At 65.2% G+C, this 16,062-nt stretch carries 17 protein-coding genes; 11 read left to right on the forward strand and 6 right to left on the reverse strand.

All coding sequences use genetic code 11. The features are described 5' to 3' along the window. Positions 1–40 precede the first annotated feature (40 nt). Both AC25ND_RS05305 and rph read right to left on the reverse strand, forming a co-directional pair. A complete protein-coding gene (locus AC25ND_RS05305; RefSeq protein WP_028689943.1) occupies positions 41–409 on the reverse strand; it encodes a DUF4870 domain-containing protein in 369 nt (122 codons plus the stop codon). Between the two features lie 24 nt (positions 410–433). Further along, entirely contained in the window at positions 434–1,156 is a 723-nt protein-coding gene (gene rph, locus AC25ND_RS05310; RefSeq protein WP_009681991.1) for a ribonuclease PH, read from the reverse strand. A gap of 224 nt (positions 1,157–1,380) precedes the next feature. Between rph and AC25ND_RS05315 the strand changes: the two genes are divergently transcribed. Together AC25ND_RS05315 and gmk are read left to right on the forward strand one after the other, a co-directional pair. Beyond that, on the forward strand, positions 1,381–2,244 hold the full coding sequence (locus tag AC25ND_RS05315; RefSeq protein WP_028689944.1) for a YicC/YloC family endoribonuclease: 864 nt from the start codon (positions 1,381–1,383) through the stop codon (positions 2,242–2,244). A gap of 13 nt (positions 2,245–2,257) precedes the next feature. After that, a complete protein-coding gene (gene gmk, locus AC25ND_RS05320) occupies positions 2,258–2,878 on the forward strand; it encodes a guanylate kinase (RefSeq protein WP_028689945.1) in 621 nt (206 codons plus the stop codon). A gap of 145 nt (positions 2,879–3,023) precedes the next feature. On the opposite strand, the gene AC25ND_RS05325 is transcribed toward gmk, so the two are convergent. The 3 genes from AC25ND_RS05325 to AC25ND_RS05335 all read right to left on the reverse strand — a co-directional run bounded on the left by AC25ND_RS05325 (position 3,024) and on the right by AC25ND_RS05335 (position 6,838). Further along, positions 3,024–4,565 (reverse strand): APC family permease, encoded by a 1,542-nt coding sequence (locus AC25ND_RS05325; RefSeq protein WP_062360116.1) that lies wholly within the window; start codon positions 4,563–4,565, stop codon positions 3,024–3,026. Between the two features lie 112 nt (positions 4,566–4,677). Continuing rightward, positions 4,678–5,451: a gamma-glutamyl-gamma-aminobutyrate hydrolase family protein gene (locus AC25ND_RS05330; RefSeq protein WP_028689947.1), complete on the reverse strand. Its 774-nt coding sequence runs from the start codon at positions 5,449–5,451 to the stop codon at positions 4,678–4,680. Between the two features lie 4 nt (positions 5,452–5,455). After that, positions 5,456–6,838 (reverse strand): glutamine synthetase family protein, encoded by a 1,383-nt coding sequence (locus AC25ND_RS05335; protein WP_062360114.1) that lies wholly within the window; start codon positions 6,836–6,838, stop codon positions 5,456–5,458. Between the two features lie 208 nt (positions 6,839–7,046). Here AC25ND_RS05335 and AC25ND_RS05340 point away from each other — a divergent pair, with 208 nt between their 5' ends. From AC25ND_RS05340 to AC25ND_RS05360, 5 genes are all read left to right on the forward strand, one after another. Then, a complete protein-coding gene (locus AC25ND_RS05340) occupies positions 7,047–7,922 on the forward strand; it encodes a LysR family transcriptional regulator (RefSeq protein WP_028689949.1) in 876 nt (291 codons plus the stop codon). A 237-nt stretch (positions 7,923–8,159) separates the two neighbouring features. After that, a complete protein-coding gene (rpoZ, locus tag AC25ND_RS05345; protein ID WP_008091595.1) occupies positions 8,160–8,423 on the forward strand; it encodes a DNA-directed RNA polymerase subunit omega in 264 nt (87 codons plus the stop codon). Positions 8,424–8,482: 59 nt separating this feature from the next. After that, positions 8,483–10,591, forward strand: coding sequence for a bifunctional GTP diphosphokinase/guanosine-3',5'-bis pyrophosphate 3'-pyrophosphohydrolase (spoT, locus tag AC25ND_RS05350; RefSeq protein WP_062360112.1), 2,109 nt, complete (start codon positions 8,483–8,485; stop codon positions 10,589–10,591). A 23-nt stretch (positions 10,592–10,614) separates the two neighbouring features. Beyond that, a complete protein-coding gene (locus tag AC25ND_RS05355) occupies positions 10,615–10,995 on the forward strand; it encodes a RidA family protein (RefSeq protein WP_028689951.1) in 381 nt (126 codons plus the stop codon). 59 nt (positions 10,996–11,054) lie between these two features. After that, positions 11,055–11,780, forward strand: a complete 726-nt coding sequence (locus AC25ND_RS05360) for a hypothetical protein (RefSeq protein WP_028689952.1) — start codon at positions 11,055–11,057, stop codon at positions 11,778–11,780. Between the two features lie 73 nt (positions 11,781–11,853). Here AC25ND_RS05360 and AC25ND_RS05365 read toward each other — a convergent pair whose 3' ends face one another. Continuing rightward, on the reverse strand, positions 11,854–12,711 hold the full coding sequence (locus AC25ND_RS05365) for an SDR family oxidoreductase (protein ID WP_028689953.1): 858 nt from the start codon (positions 12,709–12,711) through the stop codon (positions 11,854–11,856). Between the two features lie 192 nt (positions 12,712–12,903). On the opposite strand from AC25ND_RS05365, the gene exbB reads away from it, so the two are divergent. From exbB to AC25ND_RS05385, 4 genes are all read left to right on the forward strand, one after another. Then, positions 12,904–13,878 (forward strand): tonB-system energizer ExbB, encoded by a 975-nt coding sequence (gene exbB / locus AC25ND_RS05370; RefSeq protein WP_486976152.1) that lies wholly within the window; start codon positions 12,904–12,906, stop codon positions 13,876–13,878. A 3-nt stretch (positions 13,879–13,881) separates the two neighbouring features. Beyond that, entirely contained in the window at positions 13,882–14,310 is a 429-nt protein-coding gene (gene exbD, locus AC25ND_RS05375) for a TonB system transport protein ExbD (RefSeq protein WP_023632733.1), read from the forward strand. Further along, entirely contained in the window at positions 14,307–15,041 is a 735-nt protein-coding gene (locus AC25ND_RS05380; protein ID WP_028689955.1) for an energy transducer TonB, read from the forward strand. The genes exbD and AC25ND_RS05380 overlap by 4 nt, the downstream gene beginning before the upstream one ends. A 94-nt stretch (positions 15,042–15,135) precedes the next feature. Next, a complete protein-coding gene (locus tag AC25ND_RS05385) occupies positions 15,136–16,062 on the forward strand; it encodes a hydrogen peroxide-inducible genes activator (RefSeq protein WP_028689956.1) in 927 nt (308 codons plus the stop codon).

Here is a 16,062-nt window from a genome sequence, read left to right on the forward strand (position 1 = left end):
CACACAAAAAAGCCGACCCATGGGGTCGGCTTTTTTGTGCCTATCTGATCGGCCGCCAGATCCAAGGATAGCGATACGGCTTCCCTTCGTTGGCCCTGACTGCCGCCAGGATGATCAGGATCAGCACCGCCACCATCAGCGCGGCGAACAGCACGATACCGATGAACACGAACATCAACAGCAAGCAGACGAACCCGGCGAGGGTCACGCTGATCTGAAAGTTCAGCGCCTCCTTGCCCTGGGCATCGATGAACGGATCCTGCTCGCGCTTGAGGTGCCACAGCACCAGCGGGCCAAGCAGATGCCCAAGGGGCATCACCAGACCCAGCAGCGCGGACAGGTGGCAGAACATCGCCCACTGCCGGACATCGGCGCTGGGCGGGGTGATCGGCAAGTCCACATCGCTCATGTTGCGCACCTTCCTGGCGTGTCGTCAGTCGGCCAGCGCGGCCTGCTGCAGTTCGAAGATCTCGGTCATGCCCTTCTGCGCCAGCGCCAGCATGGCGTTGAAGTCTTCTGGCTGGAACGGCGCGCCTTCGGCGGTGCCCTGCACTTCGATGAAGCCACCGGCACTGGTCATGACCACGTTCAGGTCGGTCTCGGCGGCGGAGTCCTCGAGGTAATCGAGGTCGAGCACGGCCTCGCCCTGGTACATGCCCACCGACACCGCGGCGATCATGTGCTTGAGCGGGTTGCCGCCCTTGAGGCCGCCACGCTTCTTGATCACCGCCAGGGCGTCGCACAGCGCGACCATGGCGCCGGTGATCGAGGCGGTGCGGGTACCGCCGTCAGCCTGGATCACATCGCAGTCGACGTACAGGGTGATGTCGCCGAGCTTGCTCATGTCCAGCGCGGCGCGCAGGGAGCGGCCGATCAGGCGCTGGATTTCGAGGGTACGGCCGCCTTGCTTGCCGCGGCTGGCCTCACGCTGGTTACGCTCGCCGGTCGAACGCGGCAGCATGCCGTATTCGGCGGTGAGCCAGCCTTGGCCCTGACCTTTGAGGAAGCGGGGAACACCATTCTCGACGCTGACCGTGCAGATGACCTTGGTGTCACCGAACTCGACCAGTACCGATCCCTCGGCGTGCTTGGTGTAGTTGCGGGTAATGCGGATCGAGCGGAGCTGATCGGCGGCGCGACCACTTGGACGTTTCATCTGGGATACCTGTACCGGGACTTTGAATCTGCCGAGCATTATAGAGCCCGCCGCCCGCCGAAGGCACGCCTGTCGTCGTACCCGCGCAGCCTGTCACCTTTTCCGACAAGCCCGAGGAGGGTCGGTAGCATGGGCGGATTGGGCGCCCGGGCCGCACTGCGCTACAATCCTGCGCCTTGCAGCCGACAGGCTCCCCGTTCATCTGAATACGCGAGGTACTCCCCATGGTGCATAGCATGACCGCTTTTGCTCGTGTCGAGCGCGCTGGCAGCCAAGGCACCCTGGTCTGGGAGCTGCGTTCGGTCAACCACCGCTATCTCGAACCCCACCTGCGCCTGCCCGAAGCGCTGCGCGACCTTGAAGGCGCGGTACGCGAGGGCCTGCGCCAGGGCCTGTCCCGCGGCAAGGTCGAGTGCACCCTGCGCCTGAGCGAGGACAACGCCGGCAAGCCGTTGCAGGTCGACCGCGAGCGCGCCGCGCAGTTGGTCGCCGCCGCCGAGACCGTCGCCGGCCTGATCAAGCAGCCGGCACCGCTCAACCCGCTGGAAGTGCTGGCCTGGCCAGGCGTGCTGGTGGCCGACGCCAGCGATCCACAGGCGCTCAATGCCGAAGCCGTTGCCCTGTTCGACGAGGCGCTGGCCGAACTCAAGGCGGGTCGTCAGCGTGAAGGCGCCGAGCTCGCCAGGCTGATCAACGAGCGCCTGGACAGCATGGCCGGCGAAGTCGCCACCTTGCGCACCCTCGTGCCGCAGATGCTGGCCGCGCAACGGCAGAAGGTCCTCGATCGTTTCGGCGACATGAAGGCCGAGCTAGACCCGCAGCGCCTGGAGCAGGAAATGGTCCTGCTGGCGCAGAAGAGCGATGTCGCCGAGGAGCTGGACCGCCTCAGCACCCACGTCACCGAGGTGCGCCGGGTGCTCAAGTCCGGCGGCGCCGCCGGCCGGCGCCTGGACTTCCTGATGCAGGAGCTCAACCGCGAAGCCAACACCCTTGGCTCCAAGGCCTTCGACCCACGCAGCACGCAAGCGGCGGTCAACCTGAAGGTGCTGATCGAACAGATGCGTGAACAAGTACAGAATATCGAGTAAGGCCACCCCTACCATGAATCACAGCAGCGGCACCCTCTACATCGTTTCGGCCCCGTCCGGCGCCGGCAAGACCAGCCTGGTCACGGCCCTGATCAAGGACGACGCCAACGTGCGCGTCTCGGTCTCCCACACCACCCGCGCCATGCGTCCGGGCGAGGAGCACGGGGTGAACTACCACTTCGTCGTTCATGAGGAGTTCAAGGCATTGATCGCCCAGGGCGACTTCCTCGAGCACGCCGAAGTGTTCGGCAACTTCTACGGCACGTCGCGCAGCGCGCTGCAGGAAACCCTCGACCAGGGCTACGACCTGATCCTGGAGATCGACTGGCAAGGCGCCCAGCAGGTACGCAAGCTGATGCCCGAGGCGCGTTCGATCTTCATCCTGCCGCCTAGCCAGGAGGCCTTGCGCCAACGGCTGGATGGTCGTGGCCAGGACAGTGAGGAGATCATTGCCGGACGCATGAAGGAAGCGGTCAGCGAGATGGTGCACTATGACGAGTATGAGTACGTCATCATCAATGACGACTTCGGCGTGGCGCTGGAGGAATTGAAGGCGGTGTTCGCATCGAATCGCCTGTTGCTGAAGAAACAGCAGGCGCGGCATGGTGAGTTGCTCAAGCAGCTGATCGGCTAAAGACCGCCGGGGCCTCTGCGAGGCCCTATCCGACCGGTACGGCGCCCCGGCAAGGCCGCTACAGGTACGGTGCAGAGTCTGAAACTGTGCTGTACCTGTGGGAGCGGCCTTGTGTCGCGAAAGGGGCGCAAAGCGCCCCCATGCGTCAGTCCTGCAACTGAATGGTCGCCTGCTGGCGCAGGGTCGCCCCCAGGAAATACGCCGGCGCCCGCAGCCGCGACAGCATCATCAGCACGATCCCCAGTGCCGAGATGATCGCTGCGATCACGAACACCAGCCCCAGCCCGCCCACATGCGAGCCGCTGCCGAAGTCCGGCGAAGCGCTGTCGATCGCCGTGCGCACGAAGATCACCGACAGGATCACCCCACCCACCAGCGGGCAGACGCCGCGCATGAAGAAGTGACGCACGCTGTCGAACAGGCTGCGGCGGAAGTACCACACGCAAGCGAAAGCAGTCAGCGAGTAATAGAAGCAGATCATCATGCCCAGGGCGGTGATGGTGTCTGCCAGCACGTTCTCGCTCAAGGTACGCATGGTCACGTAGAACAGCGCCGCGGCAATGCCGGCACAGATGGTCGCGTAGCGCGGCGTCTGCGAGCGCGGGCAGACCGTGGCGAAGCGCTGCGGCACGGCGCCGTAGTAACCCATGGCGAGCAGGGTGCGCGCCGGCGAGACGAAGGTCGACTGCAGCGAGGCGGCGGTGCTGGCCAGCACCGCGATCGACATCAGGATTGCCAGCGGTCCCATGACCGGGCCGGCCAGGTGGGCGAACACGTTCTCCTGGATGCGTGGGTTGCCCAGGCCCAATCCATCCTCGCTGATCCCGGCGAACTGCAGGGTGGCGATGGCGGTGAGCAGATACAGGCCAAGGATCAGCAACACCGTCCAGGTGGCGGCCTTGCCCGGCACCTCTTCGCTACCGATCGACTCCTCGCTGACGGTCAGACACACGTCCCAACCCCAGAAGATGAAGATCGACAACGACAGGCCGGCCGCGAATGCCGAGAACGACTCGACGCCGAACGGGTTGAACCAGGCAAGATCGAATGCCAGCGGTGGTGGCGCCGTGGTTTCGCCGAAGGCGGCGAACGCAAAGCCGATCAACACCAGCAACTGCAAGGCCACCAGGCCGTACTGCACAGTCATGGTGGTGGCCATGCCCCGACAGCAGATCCACACCGCCAGGGCGATGAACACGCAACAGGTGGTGACGTTGACCAGCAGGTTGTCCGCCAGCGCCGCCAGCTCCTGGTTGCCGGTGATCTGGGCCAGGAACAGGTAGAAGAAGTCCACCGCCACGCCCGCCAGGTTGGACAGCACGATAGTGGTGGCGACCACCAGCCCCCAGCCGCCGATCCAGCCGATCATCGGACCGAAGGCCCGAGCCGACCAGGTGAAGGAGGTGCCGCTGTCGGGCTCGGCCGAGTTCAGCTCGCGGTAGCCCAGGGCCACCAGCAGCATCGGCAGGAAGCCGACGATGAACACCGCCGGCAGGTGGGCGCCGACTTCGCGCACGGTCGGGCCGAGCGCGCCGGTCAGGGTGTAGACCGGCGCGATGGTGGAAATGCCCAGCACGACGCTGGCCAGCAGACCGAGACGGCCCTTGGCCAAGCCCTTGCTGCGCTGGGTGTTGCCCGAGTCGGACGCCACGTCGGGTGGGCGTCCGGCTTCTGTGTATTCATTCATGAGTCTGTGCCGTAACTATTGGAATTGTTCTCACAGGCCCGCCGTAGTGGGCCCGCTTTCACTCATTGAAAGCTCGTGGTGGGGCACGGTCATCCTGGACCTTCGGCTAACGTCAGCGTGTTTCCTGACGTACACCCTCCCGAGCAGCATGGGCAATGCAAGCCTCGCGGAACGCCTCGAACAGGCGCAGCGAAACCGGGTTTTCGGCGAAACGCCATTCAGGGTGCCACTGCACGCCGACTACAAAGCCCGGCGCATCAGGCATCGACACCGCTTCGACCAGGCCATCCGGAGCCCGTGCCTCGACGCGCAGGCCCGGGGCCAGGCGGTCGATACCCTGGCTGTGCAGCGAGTTGACCTCGAACTGCGCCGCCAGGCCCAGGCGCTCGAACAACCCGCCCGCGGTGACCGCGACGGGATGACGAGGGCCGTATTGCACCTCCAGGGGTGCGTCCTCAGGTTCGCGGTGGTCCAGGTAGCCGGGCAGTTCCTGCACGCGCTGGTGCAGGGTGCCGCCAAGGGCCACGTTCAGTTCCTGGAAGCCACGGCAGATGCACAACACCGGCACACCGGCGGCAATGGCCGCCTGCAGCAGCGGCAAGGTCAGGCGATCACGTGCAAGATCGTGCCGGGTACCTTCCGCGCTGGGGGCGCCATTGTAATGATGCGGCTCGACATTTGAAGGCGAACCGGTAAAAAGAATGCCATCGAGCCGGGCCAGCAGCGCCCGGGTGTCGCTGCCGCCATCACGCGCCGGCAGGATCAGCGGCAGCCCGGCAAAGCCCGCGGCCTCGACATACTTGTCGCCCACCGTGTGCGACGAGTTCTTTCCCACCTGCTGGCGGCAGGCGCTGACACCGATCAAGGGGACCGCAAATGCGCTCATGGGCTTACACCGTGTGCAGGTACCAGTTGTACTCGAGGTCGGAGATCGACACTTCGAACTCGGCCAGCTCGCTCTCCTTGCAGGCCACGAAGATGTCGATGTAGTCCGGGCTGATGTATTGGTTGAGGACTTCGCTGTCATCCAGCGCGCGCAGGGCGTCGCGCAGGTTATTCGGCAGGCTCTGTTCCAGCTGTTCGTACGAGTTGCCTTCGATCGGCGCGTCCGGCTCGACCTTGTTGGTCAGGCCATGGTGGATGCCGGCGAGGATCGCCGCGAGCATCAGGTACGGGTTGGCGTCGGCACCGGCCACGCGGTGCTCGATGCGCACGTTCTCACTGCTGTCGGTCGGCACGCGGACCGCGACGGTGCGGTTGTCCAGGCCCCAGCTCGGCGCATTGGGCACGTAGAACTGGGCGCCGAAGCGGCGGTAGGAGTTGATGTTCGGGCACAGGAACGCCATCGATGCCGGCATGGTCTCCAGCACGCCGCCGATGGCGTGGCGCAGGGTCTCGCTCTGCAGCGGGTCGTCATTGGTAAAGATGTTCTTGCCGGTCTTCTTGTCCAGCAGCGAGATGTGCACGTGCAGACCGTTGCCTGCCTGGCCCGGATAGGGCTTGGCCATGAAGGTGGAGTCCATCTCATGGTCGTAGGCGACGTTCTTGATCAGGCGCTTGAGCAGGATCGCATAGTCGCAGGCCTTCAGCGGGTCGGCGACGTGGTGCAGGTTGACCTCGAACTGCGCCGGGGCGCTTTCCTTGACAATGGCGTCGGCGGGCAGGCCCTGCTCCTTGGCGGCTTCGAGCATGTCCTGCAGGCAGTCGGCATATTCGTCGAGGTCGTCGATCAGGTACACCTGGGTCGACTGCGGGCGCTTGCCCGAAATCGGCGAGCGCGGCGGCTGCGGACGGCCGTTGAGGTTGTCCTGGTCGATCAGGTAGAACTCCAGCTCGAACGCGGCGCAGATATCCAGGCCCAGGTCGTCGAACCGGCTCACCACCTGGCGCAGCACCTCGCGCGGATCGGCGAAGAACGGCGCGCCATCCAGCTCATGCATGGTCATCAGCAACTGCGCGGTCGGACGCTTCTGCCATGGCTCGTCGCAGAGCGTGCCCGGAATCGGGAAACAGATACGGTCGGCGTCGCCGATGTCCAGGCCAAGACCGGTGCTTTCGACGGTTGAACCGTTGATATCCAGGGCGAAGAGCGAGGCCGGCAGGTTGATGCCTTTCTCGTACACCTTGTGCAGGCTGGCGCGTTCGATGCGCTTGCCGCGCACCACCCCGTTCATGTCGGAGATCAGCAGGTCGACGTACTGGGTATCCGGATGGGCATCCAGGAACTCATTCATCTCGCGGGAAGAACTGGCGCACGGGGAGACCGACGTCATGGCTGTACATCCTTTGATTCGGAGCGGCGATGTGGGGAACTGCGGATGACGCCTCGAAAGGCGACGATGGTGCTGCTGTTGTTCTTTTCACTGGCCCATCGTGGGGGGCTGGTTGCCGACCGGCTGCATTGATTCCCGGGGGCCGTTTCACTATAAAATGGCCCCAACGCAACAGACATTGGCATTTCGGCAAGCAGAGCGTGCATCGATGCAATATCAGATCAACCATGCGGACCTCGCCCTGGTCCTGGCGCTGGAGCGCGGCCGGTCCCTGGCCAAGGCCGCCGAACTGCTCAAGGTCGACGTTTCCACGGTCTTCCGTTCGATCCGCCGGCTGGAATCGGCACTGGGCACTGCGCTGTTCGTCAAGAGCCGCAAGGGCTACCTGCCCACCGACACCGCCCAGGCCCTGGCCGAGCAGGCCGAGCGCGCCGAACAGGCGCTGGACGCGGCGCGCATCGCGCTGACCAGCGGCGAGCAGGTGGTCAGCGGCACCGTGCGCCTGACCTGCACCGAGGCGGTGCTGCACAGCCTGCTGCTGCCGGCGCTGGCCGAGTTCATGCCCAACTACCCGGCGCTGTCGCTGGAAATGGGCACCTCCAACACCTTTGCCAACCTCAGCCGCCGCGATGCCGACATCGCCCTGCGCCTGACCAACACGCCGCCGGAACACCTCGTGGGCCGCTGCCTGGGCTCGACCTCCTACGTGGTCTGCGGCCTGCCGGTGCTACGCGAGCGCCTGCAGGAATCGGCCGCCAGCGTGCCATGGATCGCCCCCGACGACTCCATGCAGGACCACGCCACGGTGGTCTGGCGCAACCAACATCACCCGGGGCTGATTCCGCGCTACCAGTGCAGCGGCATGTCGACCATCGCCCAACTGGTGACCACCGGCCTGGGCGTGGCGGCACTGCCCGACTACATGGTCCACGACTTGCCCGGCGTCGAGGCGCTGAGCGGCCCGCTGCCCGGCTGCGACACCCAGCTGTGGCTGCTGACCCGCCCCGATTGCCGTGCCCTGCGCTCGGTACAGACGCTGTTCGAGGAGCTGACCCCGCGCCTGCGCGACGCAATGTTGCGTTAACGCGTCAGGGGCGGTTGTTTTCGGGTAACAGGAACCGTTATCGTCCGTCCCAGCTTGGTGTGAACTGCTTCGCGGACAAGCCCGCTCCCACAGGGCCCGCGAAAACGACTCAAACAGCACCGGAGGAAGGGCACCCGACAAAACAGCCCTTCCCTATTGGCTGGTGATTTTTTAAACTATCGAGTCCGCCTGCCCATTCTGGGCGCACGCCTACCGCATTTGCTACTGAGGAAGACCATGGCCCGCGTAACTGTTGAAGACTGCCTGGAACACGTGGATAACCGCTTTGAGCTGGTCATGCTCTCGACCAAGCGCGCCCGCCAGCTGGCTACCGGCGGCAAAGAGCCACGCGTTGCGTGGGAAAACGACAAGCCGACCGTCGTCGCCCTGCGTGAAATCGCCGAAGGCATCGTCACGCCAGAGTTCATCGCCGCCGAAGAGATCGTCACCGAGGATCCGGTATTCGCCGCGTTCGAGGACGAGAACAACGAGGCCGTCTGATTGATGCCCAGTCGACACCGTGCGGCGCAAGGCCCTCTTCTTCAGCAAGAGGTGAAACCATGCCGGGTATAGAAGCCCTCGCCGAACGGCTGTCGACTTACCTGGGCCCCGAACAGGTCAACCTGGTTCGCCGGGCCTACTTCTACGCCGAGCAGGCCCACGATGGCCAGCGTCGCCGCAGCGGCGAGCCCTACGTGACCCATCCGCTGGCGGTTGCCAGCATCCTCGCCGACATGCACATGGACCATCAGAGCCTGATGGCGGCCATGCTGCACGACGTGATCGAAGACACCGGCATCGCCAAGGAAGCCTTGAGCCAGCAATTCGGCGAGACCGTCGCCGAGCTGGTCGACGGGGTCAGCAAGCTGACCCAGATGAACTTCGAGACCAAGGCCGAGGCCCAGGCCGAGAACTTCCAGAAGATGGCCATGGCCATGGCCCGCGACATCCGCGTGATCCTGGTCAAGCTGGCCGACCGCCTGCACAACATGCGCACCCTGGAAGTGCTGTCCGGCGAAAAACGCCGACGCATCGCCAAGGAAACCCTCGAGATCTACGCCCCCATCGCCAACCGCCTGGGGATGCACACTGTGCGCGTCGAGTTCGAGGACCTCGGTTTCAAGGCCATGCACCCGATGCGTTCGTCGCTGATCCACCGGGCGGTCAAGAGCGCGCGGGGCAACCGCAAGGAAATCGTCGCCAAGATCGAGACCTCGCTGGCCAACTGCCTGGCCGCCGATGGCATTCAAGGCGAAGTCAGCGGCCGGCAGAAACACCTCTATGGCATCTACAAGAAGATGCGCGGCAAGCGTCGCGCCTTCACCGAGATCATGGACGTGTACGCCTTCCGCATCATCGTCGACAAGGTCGACACCTGCTACCGCGTGCTCGGCGCCGTGCACAACCTGTACAAGCCACTGCCGGGCCGGTTCAAGGACTACATCGCGATCCCCAAGGCCAACGGCTACCAGTCGTTGCACACCACGCTGTTCGGCATGCACGGCGTGCCCATCGAGATCCAGATCCGCACTCGCGAAATGGAAGAGATGGCCAACAACGGCATTGCCGCGCACTGGCTGTACAAGTCCAACGAGGAAGAGCAGCCCAAGGGCAGCCACGCCCGCGCCCGCCAGTGGGTCAAGGGCATCCTCGAGCTGCAGCAGCGCGCCGGCAACTCGCTGGAGTTCATCGAGAGCGTGAAGATCGACCTGTTCCCGGACGAGGTCTACGTCTTCACCCCCAAAGGCCGGATCATGGAGCTGCCCAAGGGCTCCACCGCCGTCGACTTCGCCTACGCGGTGCACACCGACGTCGGCAACAGCTGCATCGCCTGCCGCATCAACCGCCGCCTGGCGCCGCTGTCCGAGCCGCTGCAGAGCGGCTCCACCGTCGAGATCGTCAGCGCGCCGGGCGCCCGGCCGAACCCGGCCTGGCTCAACTTCGTGGTCACCGGCAAGGCGCGCACGCACATTCGTCATGCCCTCAAGCAACAGCGCCGCTCCGAGTCCATCAGCCTCGGCGAGCGCCTGCTGAACAAGGTGCTGACCGGCTTCGAGAGCAGCCTGGAGAAGATCCCCCAGGAGCGCATCCTGTCGATCCTCGCCGAGTACCGCCTGGAACTGCTCGAGGACCTGCTCGAGGACATCGGCCTGGGCAACCGCATGGCCTACGTGGTCGCCCGCCGCCTGCTGTCCGCCGAAGGCGAGCAACTGCCGGCGCCGGAAGGCCCGCTGGCGATCCGCGGTACCGAGGGCCTGGTGCTCAGCTACGCCAAGTGCTGCACCCCGATCCCGGGCGACCCTATCGTCGGCCACCTGTCGGCCGGCAAAGGCATGGTCGTGCACCTGGAAGACTGCCGCAACATCAGTGAAGTCCGCCACAACCCGGAGAAGTGCCTGCAGCTCTCTTGGGCCAAGGACATCACCGGCGAGTTCAACGTCGAGCTGCGCGTCGAGCTGGAACACCAGCGCGGCCTGATCGCGCTGCTGGCCAGCAGCGTCAACGCCGCCGACGGCAACATCGAGAAAATCAGCATGGACGAACGCGACGGCCGTATCAGCGTGGTCCAACTGGTGGTCAGCGTGCACGACCGTGTGCACCTGGCCCGCGTGATCAAGAAGCTGCGCACCTTGACCGGCGTGGTCCGCATCACCCGGATGCGTGCGTAGTCCGCCAACCGCAAGGAGTCATCATGAGCAAGACCGTCATCACCAGCGACAAGGCCCCTGCCGCCATCGGCACCTACTCTCAAGCGATCAAGGCTGGCAACACTGTGTACATGTCGGGCCAGATCCCGCTCGATCCGAAGACCATGGAACTGGTCGAAGGCTTCGAAGCCCAGACCGTCCAGGTGTTCGAGAACCTGAAGTCGGTGGCCGAAGCCGCTGGCGGTTCGTTCAAGGACATCGTCAAGCTGAACATCTTCCTCACCGACCTGAGCCACTTCGCCAAGGTCAACGAAATCATGGGCCGTTACTTCGAACAGCCTTACCCGGCCCGCGCTGCCATCGGCGTCGCCGCGCTGCCGAAGGGTGCCCAGGTCGAGATGGACGCCATCCTGGTCCTCGAGTGATGCTCCCGGTGACGGGCATCAAGCCCGTCACCACCCTCTCCTGCCCCAAGGTTTCCCCCATGCGCCACGCATTGCCTATCGCGCTGGCAGCCCTGCTCCTGGGCGGCTGCGCCAGCCATAAACCCGAAGACTTCAACGGCACCTGGATCAACCAGGCCGCCATCGACGCCGCCCGCAAAGGCACCAGCCTGCGCCAGGCTCTCGACGCCCAGGGCCCGGTGTTCGAGTGGAAGATCGACGTCAAGAACCAGCAGGCCAGCTTCAGCAATGGCTTCGAGGCTGCCGACGGGCGCCTGAGCGCCAACGAGAAAGACTGGCAGGTCAGCTTCGAAGGTGGCCTGGTCGAACAGCTCAAGCTCGACGGCGACGAGTTGCTGGCGATCGACCCGTCCGGTCACCAGCAAACCTTCGTGCGCAGCGAAGGCCCACAGAACACGCCGCTGGGTGGCAGCTTCGAGAAGGCGCTGTACCAGCAATACCTGGGCGGCGACTGGAAGATCGTCGAAGGACAGGGCAAGGGCGCAGTGGTGCGCTTCAGCGACACCGGCAACGTTACCGGCCTGCCTGGCCCTGACCGCTTCGCCCTTTGCCTGGCGGGCGACTGCGCGACCATGGGCGATGGCAACGACAGCCTATGGCTGGAGCGCGACCAGCGTGGCGCGCCATGGATCTTCAAGCGCGACGGCGACACCCTGGAAATCTTCCAGGCGGTAAACCGCGCCCAACCGGATGAAATGCCGCAACTGGCCGCCGGTGCGCGGCAGTGGGTGCTGGAAAAGGATTAGCCAACATCGCGGGGCAAGCCCGCTCCCACGATATGCGTGGGAGCGGGCTTGCCCCGCGATAGGGCCGGTAGTCTCAACCACGCCCTTGCAGAATGGCGGCATACCCCTCTTTGTAACTCGGATACATCGGCACCCACCCCAACGCCCGCGCCCGCGCATTGCTGCAGCGCTTGCTGCCGGTGCGCCGCACCCGCTGCTCATCCGACCACTGGGTAACGCCCAGGTATTCACGCAGCCAGGCCACCACCTCGGCCAGCGGCGCCGGATCGTCATCCACGCCGATATAGCAGTCATCCAGCGCAACACCCCGGGCATCGGCCCGCAGCAGGTGCGCCATCAGGCCGGCGGCATCCTCGGCATGAATGCGATTGCCGTACAACGGTGGCTCCTCGGCCACGCGATACCCCTGGCGCACCTGACTCAGCAACCACTCGCGCCCCGGACCATAGATGCCGGTCAGGCGCACGATCGTCGCGGGAATGCCGCTGTCCAGCGCCAGCCGCTCAGCCTCGAGCATCACCTTGCCGGAATAGCCCTCGGGCTGCGTGGCTGCCGCTTCGGCAATCCATTCACCGTCCTGCTGCGCATACACGCTGCTGCTGGACACGAACACCAGGCGTCGTGGCCGCTGCCCTTTCGCCGCCAGCCATCCCAGCACATGGCGCAAACCTTCGACATAGGCCGCCTGGTAGCCGGCTTCATCGTGCTGGCTGGCCGCCACGCAATACACCAGGTAATCAGGTCCCTGCTCGGGCCAGGCGCTCGGTATCTGCGGCTCGGCCAGATCGGCGGCGATCGGCCGAACCCCTTCGGGCAACTGATCGACCGAACGGCGCAAGCCGCTGACCTGCCAGCCTTGAGCAAGCAGTTGGCGGGCCAGGCGGCTGCCCACATCACCGCAACCCACGATCAAAGCTGAAACGTCTGACATACCAAACCTCCGAATGCGAAAGGCACAGGCTATCGGGTTAGCGCGATAAACGGCTATACCAAGGTCAAAAAAAGCAACAGTATTACTTTTGTTAACAAGAATTACTTGCAATAATGGCGACCCTGTCTGTTCTCGGCCTGCTTCGAGGCCTTGAAGAACTCAACCCATTTCTCTTCATCAGGTCCGGCCAGCATGACACGTACTCAACCTTCCGCTTCGCCAACCCCGTCGCGCGCCTCGCGCGCCATTGCCGCGCTGATGTTCAGCCTGGTACTGGCCCCGGCAGCCATGGCCGAAGAGCCTGTCGCCGCCACCCCGCCACCCGCCGCTGCCGCCGCCCCGGCCACGCCTGCCGCAGAAGGCCAGGCCCCGGCTGCCGCACCAGCCGACGCGACTGCGCCGGTGGAAGGCCAGGCCCCGGCCAACGAGAACGTGCAGGCGATGGTCGAAGACACCTCGCTGGGCATGGCCCACGACCTGTCCCCATGGGGCATGTACAAGAACGCCGACGTGGTGGTGAAGGCCGTGATGATCGGCCTGGCCATCGCCTCGATCATCACCTGGACCATCTGGATCGCCAAGGGCTTCGAGCTGATGGGCGCCAAGCGCCGCCTGCGTGGCGAGATCGCCGCCCTGAAGCGCTCGGTGAGCCTGAAAGAGGCCAGCGAGGTGTCGAACAAGGAAGGCACCCTGGCCCACATCCTGGTGCATGACGCCCTCGAAGAAATGCGCCTGTCGGCCAATGCCCGCGAGAAGGAAGGCATCAAGGAACGCGTCAGCTTCCGCCTGGAGCGCCTGGTAGCCGCCAGTGGCCGGACCATGAGCAGCGGCACCGGCGTACTGGCTACCATCGGTTCCACCGCACCGTTCGTCGGTCTGTTCGGCACCGTTTGGGGCATCATGAACAGCTTCATCGGCATCGCCAAGACCCAGACCACCAACCTCGCCGTGGTCGCCCCAGGTATCGCCGAAGCCCTGCTGGCCACCGCCCTGGGCCTGGTCGCCGCGATTCCGGCCGTGGTCATCTACAACGTCTTCGCCCGCTCCATCGCCGGCTACAAGGCACAGGTGTCCGACGCCTCCGCCCAGGTCCTGCTGCTGGTCAGCCGCGACCTGGACCACCAGGGCAGCGAGCGCGCCGCCCCGCACATGGTGAAAGTGGGGTAAGCCATGGGCCTGCATCTCAACGAAGGTGGCGACGACCTCGCCGAGAACCACGAAATCAACGTCACGCCGTTCATCGACGTAATGCTGGTGCTGCTGATCATCTTCATGGTCGCGGCCCCCCTGGCCACGGTCGACATCAAGGTCGACCTGCCCGCCTCGACCGCGAAGCCCGCGCCGAGGCCCGAGAAGCCGGTGTTCGTCAGCGTCAAGGCCGACAAGAAGCTCTACCTCGGCGACGACGAGGTGGCCCAGCGCGACCAGCTTGGCGCCATGCTCGACGCCAAGACCAAGGGCGACAAGGAAACCACCATCTTCTTCCAGGCTGACAAGGGCGTCGATTACGGCGACCTGATGGAAGTGATGAACACCATGCGTGCCGCCGGCTACCTCAAGGTCGGCCTGGTCGGACTCGAGACGGCAGCCAAGAAATGACGAAAACGCGCTCAAACATGGCGCGCTACGGTGGCAGCCTGGCGATCGTGCTGGGCGTGCACGCGGTCGCCGTGCTGCTGACGCTCAACTGGTCGGTGCCCCAGGCCCTCGAGTTGCCGCCGGCAGCGATGATGGTCGAGCTGGCACCGCTGCCCGAGCCCGCGCCGCCGCCGCCACCCAAGGCCGCCCCGAAGCCGCCGACGCCGGTCGAGGAACCGCCGCTGCCGAAGCTGGCAGAGGCGCCGAAGCCGAAGATCGCCATCCCCAAGCCGCCCAAGCCCAAGGCCAAGCCACAGCCGCCCAAGCCCGAGAAGAAGCTTGAGCCGCCGAAGGACGAGCCGCCAGCCAAGGACGACGTCGCGGACACGCCGCCGAGCAACACGCCACCGCAGAAGTCGGCGGCGCCGCAGCCGAGCATCGCGTCCAACAGCAATGCCCTGCCGAGCTGGCAGAGCGATCTGCTGCGCCACCTGGCCAAGTACAAGAAGTACCCCGAGGACGCTCGCCGTCGCGGACTGCAGGGCATAAACCGCCTGCGCTTCGTCGTCGACGCCGAAGGCAAGGTGGTCTCGTACGCGCTGGCCGGCGGTTCCGGCAGTGCGGCGCTTGACCGGGCCACGCTGGAGATGATCCGCCGTGCCGGCACGGTGCCAAAGCCTCCGGCGGAGTTGCTGAACAATGGCACGATCGAAGTCGTTGCGCCGTTCGTCTATTCGCTGGACCGACGCTGACGTTTTTGTTTCTGTCACAAAACGGCAAGTCTGATAACGTGCGTCTATCGATTGCAGCCGCTATGCTGGGGCCGCAACTTCATGGACGCACGTTATGACCCTCACCGAACTTCGCTACATTGTCACCCTCGCGCAAGAGCAGCACTTCGGCCACGCGGCCGAGCGTTGCCACGTCAGCCAACCGACCCTGTCGGTGGGCGTGAAGAAGCTCGAGGACGAACTCGGCGTGCTGATCTTCGAGCGCAGCAAGAGCGCGGTGCGCCTCACGCCGGTCGGCGAGAGCATCGTCGCCCAGGCGCAGAAGGTGCTGGAGCAGGCCCAGGGCATCCGCGAGCTGGCCCAGGCCGGCAAGAACCAGCTGACCGCGCCGCTCAAGGTCGGCGCCATCTACACCGTCGGCCCCTATCTGTTCCCGCACCTGATCCCGCAGTTGCACCGCGTGGCGCCGCAGATGCCGTTGTACATCGAAGAGAACTTCACCCACGTGCTGCGTGAAAAGCTGCGCAACGGCGAACTGGACGCGGTGATCATCGCCCTGCCGTTCAACGAGGCCGACGTGCTGACCTTGCCGCTGTACGACGAGCCGTTCTGCGCCTTGATGCCGGCCGACCACCCGTGGACCGCCAAGGACACCATCGACACCGCCATGCTCAACGACAAGAGCCTGCTGCTGCTCGGCGAGGGCCACTGCTTCCGCGACCAGGTGCTCGAGGCCTGCCCGACGCTGAACAAGGGCGGCGAGGGCTCCAAGCACACCACGGTCGAGTCCAGCTCGCTGGAAACCATCCGCCACATGGTCGCATCGGGCCTGGGCGTGTCGATCCTGCCGCTGTCGGCGGTGCACAGCCATCATTACGCGCCGGGCGTCATCGAAGTCCGCCCGCTGACCGCGCCCGCACCGTTCCGCACCGTGGCCATCGCCTGGCGCGCCAGCTTCCCGCGGCCGAAGGCCATCGAGATCCTCGCCGACTCGATCCGCCTCTGCTCGGTGGCCAAGCCGCCGGTGGAACAACCGGCCTGA

This window comes from Pseudomonas sp. P110(2024), assembly GCF_057480795.1.

Coding starts and splice junctions, on each gene's coding strand:
- AC25ND_RS05305 (WP_028689943.1), bottom strand. CDS start 409: ATGAGCGATGTGGACTTGCCGATCACCCCGCCCAGCGCCGATGTCCGG.
- rph (WP_009681991.1), bottom strand. CDS start 1,156: ATGAAACGTCCAAGTGGTCGCGCCGCCGATCAGCTCCGCTCGATCCGC.
- AC25ND_RS05315 (WP_028689944.1), top strand. CDS start 1,381: ATGGTGCATAGCATGACCGCTTTTGCTCGTGTCGAGCGCGCTGGCAGC.
- gmk (WP_028689945.1), top strand. CDS start 2,258: ATGAATCACAGCAGCGGCACCCTCTACATCGTTTCGGCCCCGTCCGGC.
- AC25ND_RS05325 (WP_062360116.1), bottom strand. CDS start 4,565: ATGAATGAATACACAGAAGCCGGACGCCCACCCGACGTGGCGTCCGAC.
- AC25ND_RS05330 (WP_028689947.1), bottom strand. CDS start 5,451: ATGAGCGCATTTGCGGTCCCCTTGATCGGTGTCAGCGCCTGCCGCCAG.
- AC25ND_RS05335 (WP_062360114.1), bottom strand. CDS start 6,838: ATGACGTCGGTCTCCCCGTGCGCCAGTTCTTCCCGCGAGATGAATGAG.
- AC25ND_RS05340 (WP_028689949.1), top strand. CDS start 7,047: ATGCAATATCAGATCAACCATGCGGACCTCGCCCTGGTCCTGGCGCTG.
- rpoZ (WP_008091595.1), top strand. CDS start 8,160: ATGGCCCGCGTAACTGTTGAAGACTGCCTGGAACACGTGGATAACCGC.
- spoT (WP_062360112.1), top strand. CDS start 8,483: ATGCCGGGTATAGAAGCCCTCGCCGAACGGCTGTCGACTTACCTGGGC.
- AC25ND_RS05355 (WP_028689951.1), top strand. CDS start 10,615: ATGAGCAAGACCGTCATCACCAGCGACAAGGCCCCTGCCGCCATCGGC.
- AC25ND_RS05360 (WP_028689952.1), top strand. CDS start 11,055: ATGCGCCACGCATTGCCTATCGCGCTGGCAGCCCTGCTCCTGGGCGGC.
- AC25ND_RS05365 (WP_028689953.1), bottom strand. CDS start 12,711: ATGTCAGACGTTTCAGCTTTGATCGTGGGTTGCGGTGATGTGGGCAGC.
- exbB (WP_486976152.1), top strand. CDS start 12,904: ATGACACGTACTCAACCTTCCGCTTCGCCAACCCCGTCGCGCGCCTCG.
- exbD (WP_023632733.1), top strand. CDS start 13,882: ATGGGCCTGCATCTCAACGAAGGTGGCGACGACCTCGCCGAGAACCAC.
- AC25ND_RS05380 (WP_028689955.1), top strand. CDS start 14,307: ATGACGAAAACGCGCTCAAACATGGCGCGCTACGGTGGCAGCCTGGCG.
- AC25ND_RS05385 (WP_028689956.1), top strand. CDS start 15,136: ATGACCCTCACCGAACTTCGCTACATTGTCACCCTCGCGCAAGAGCAG.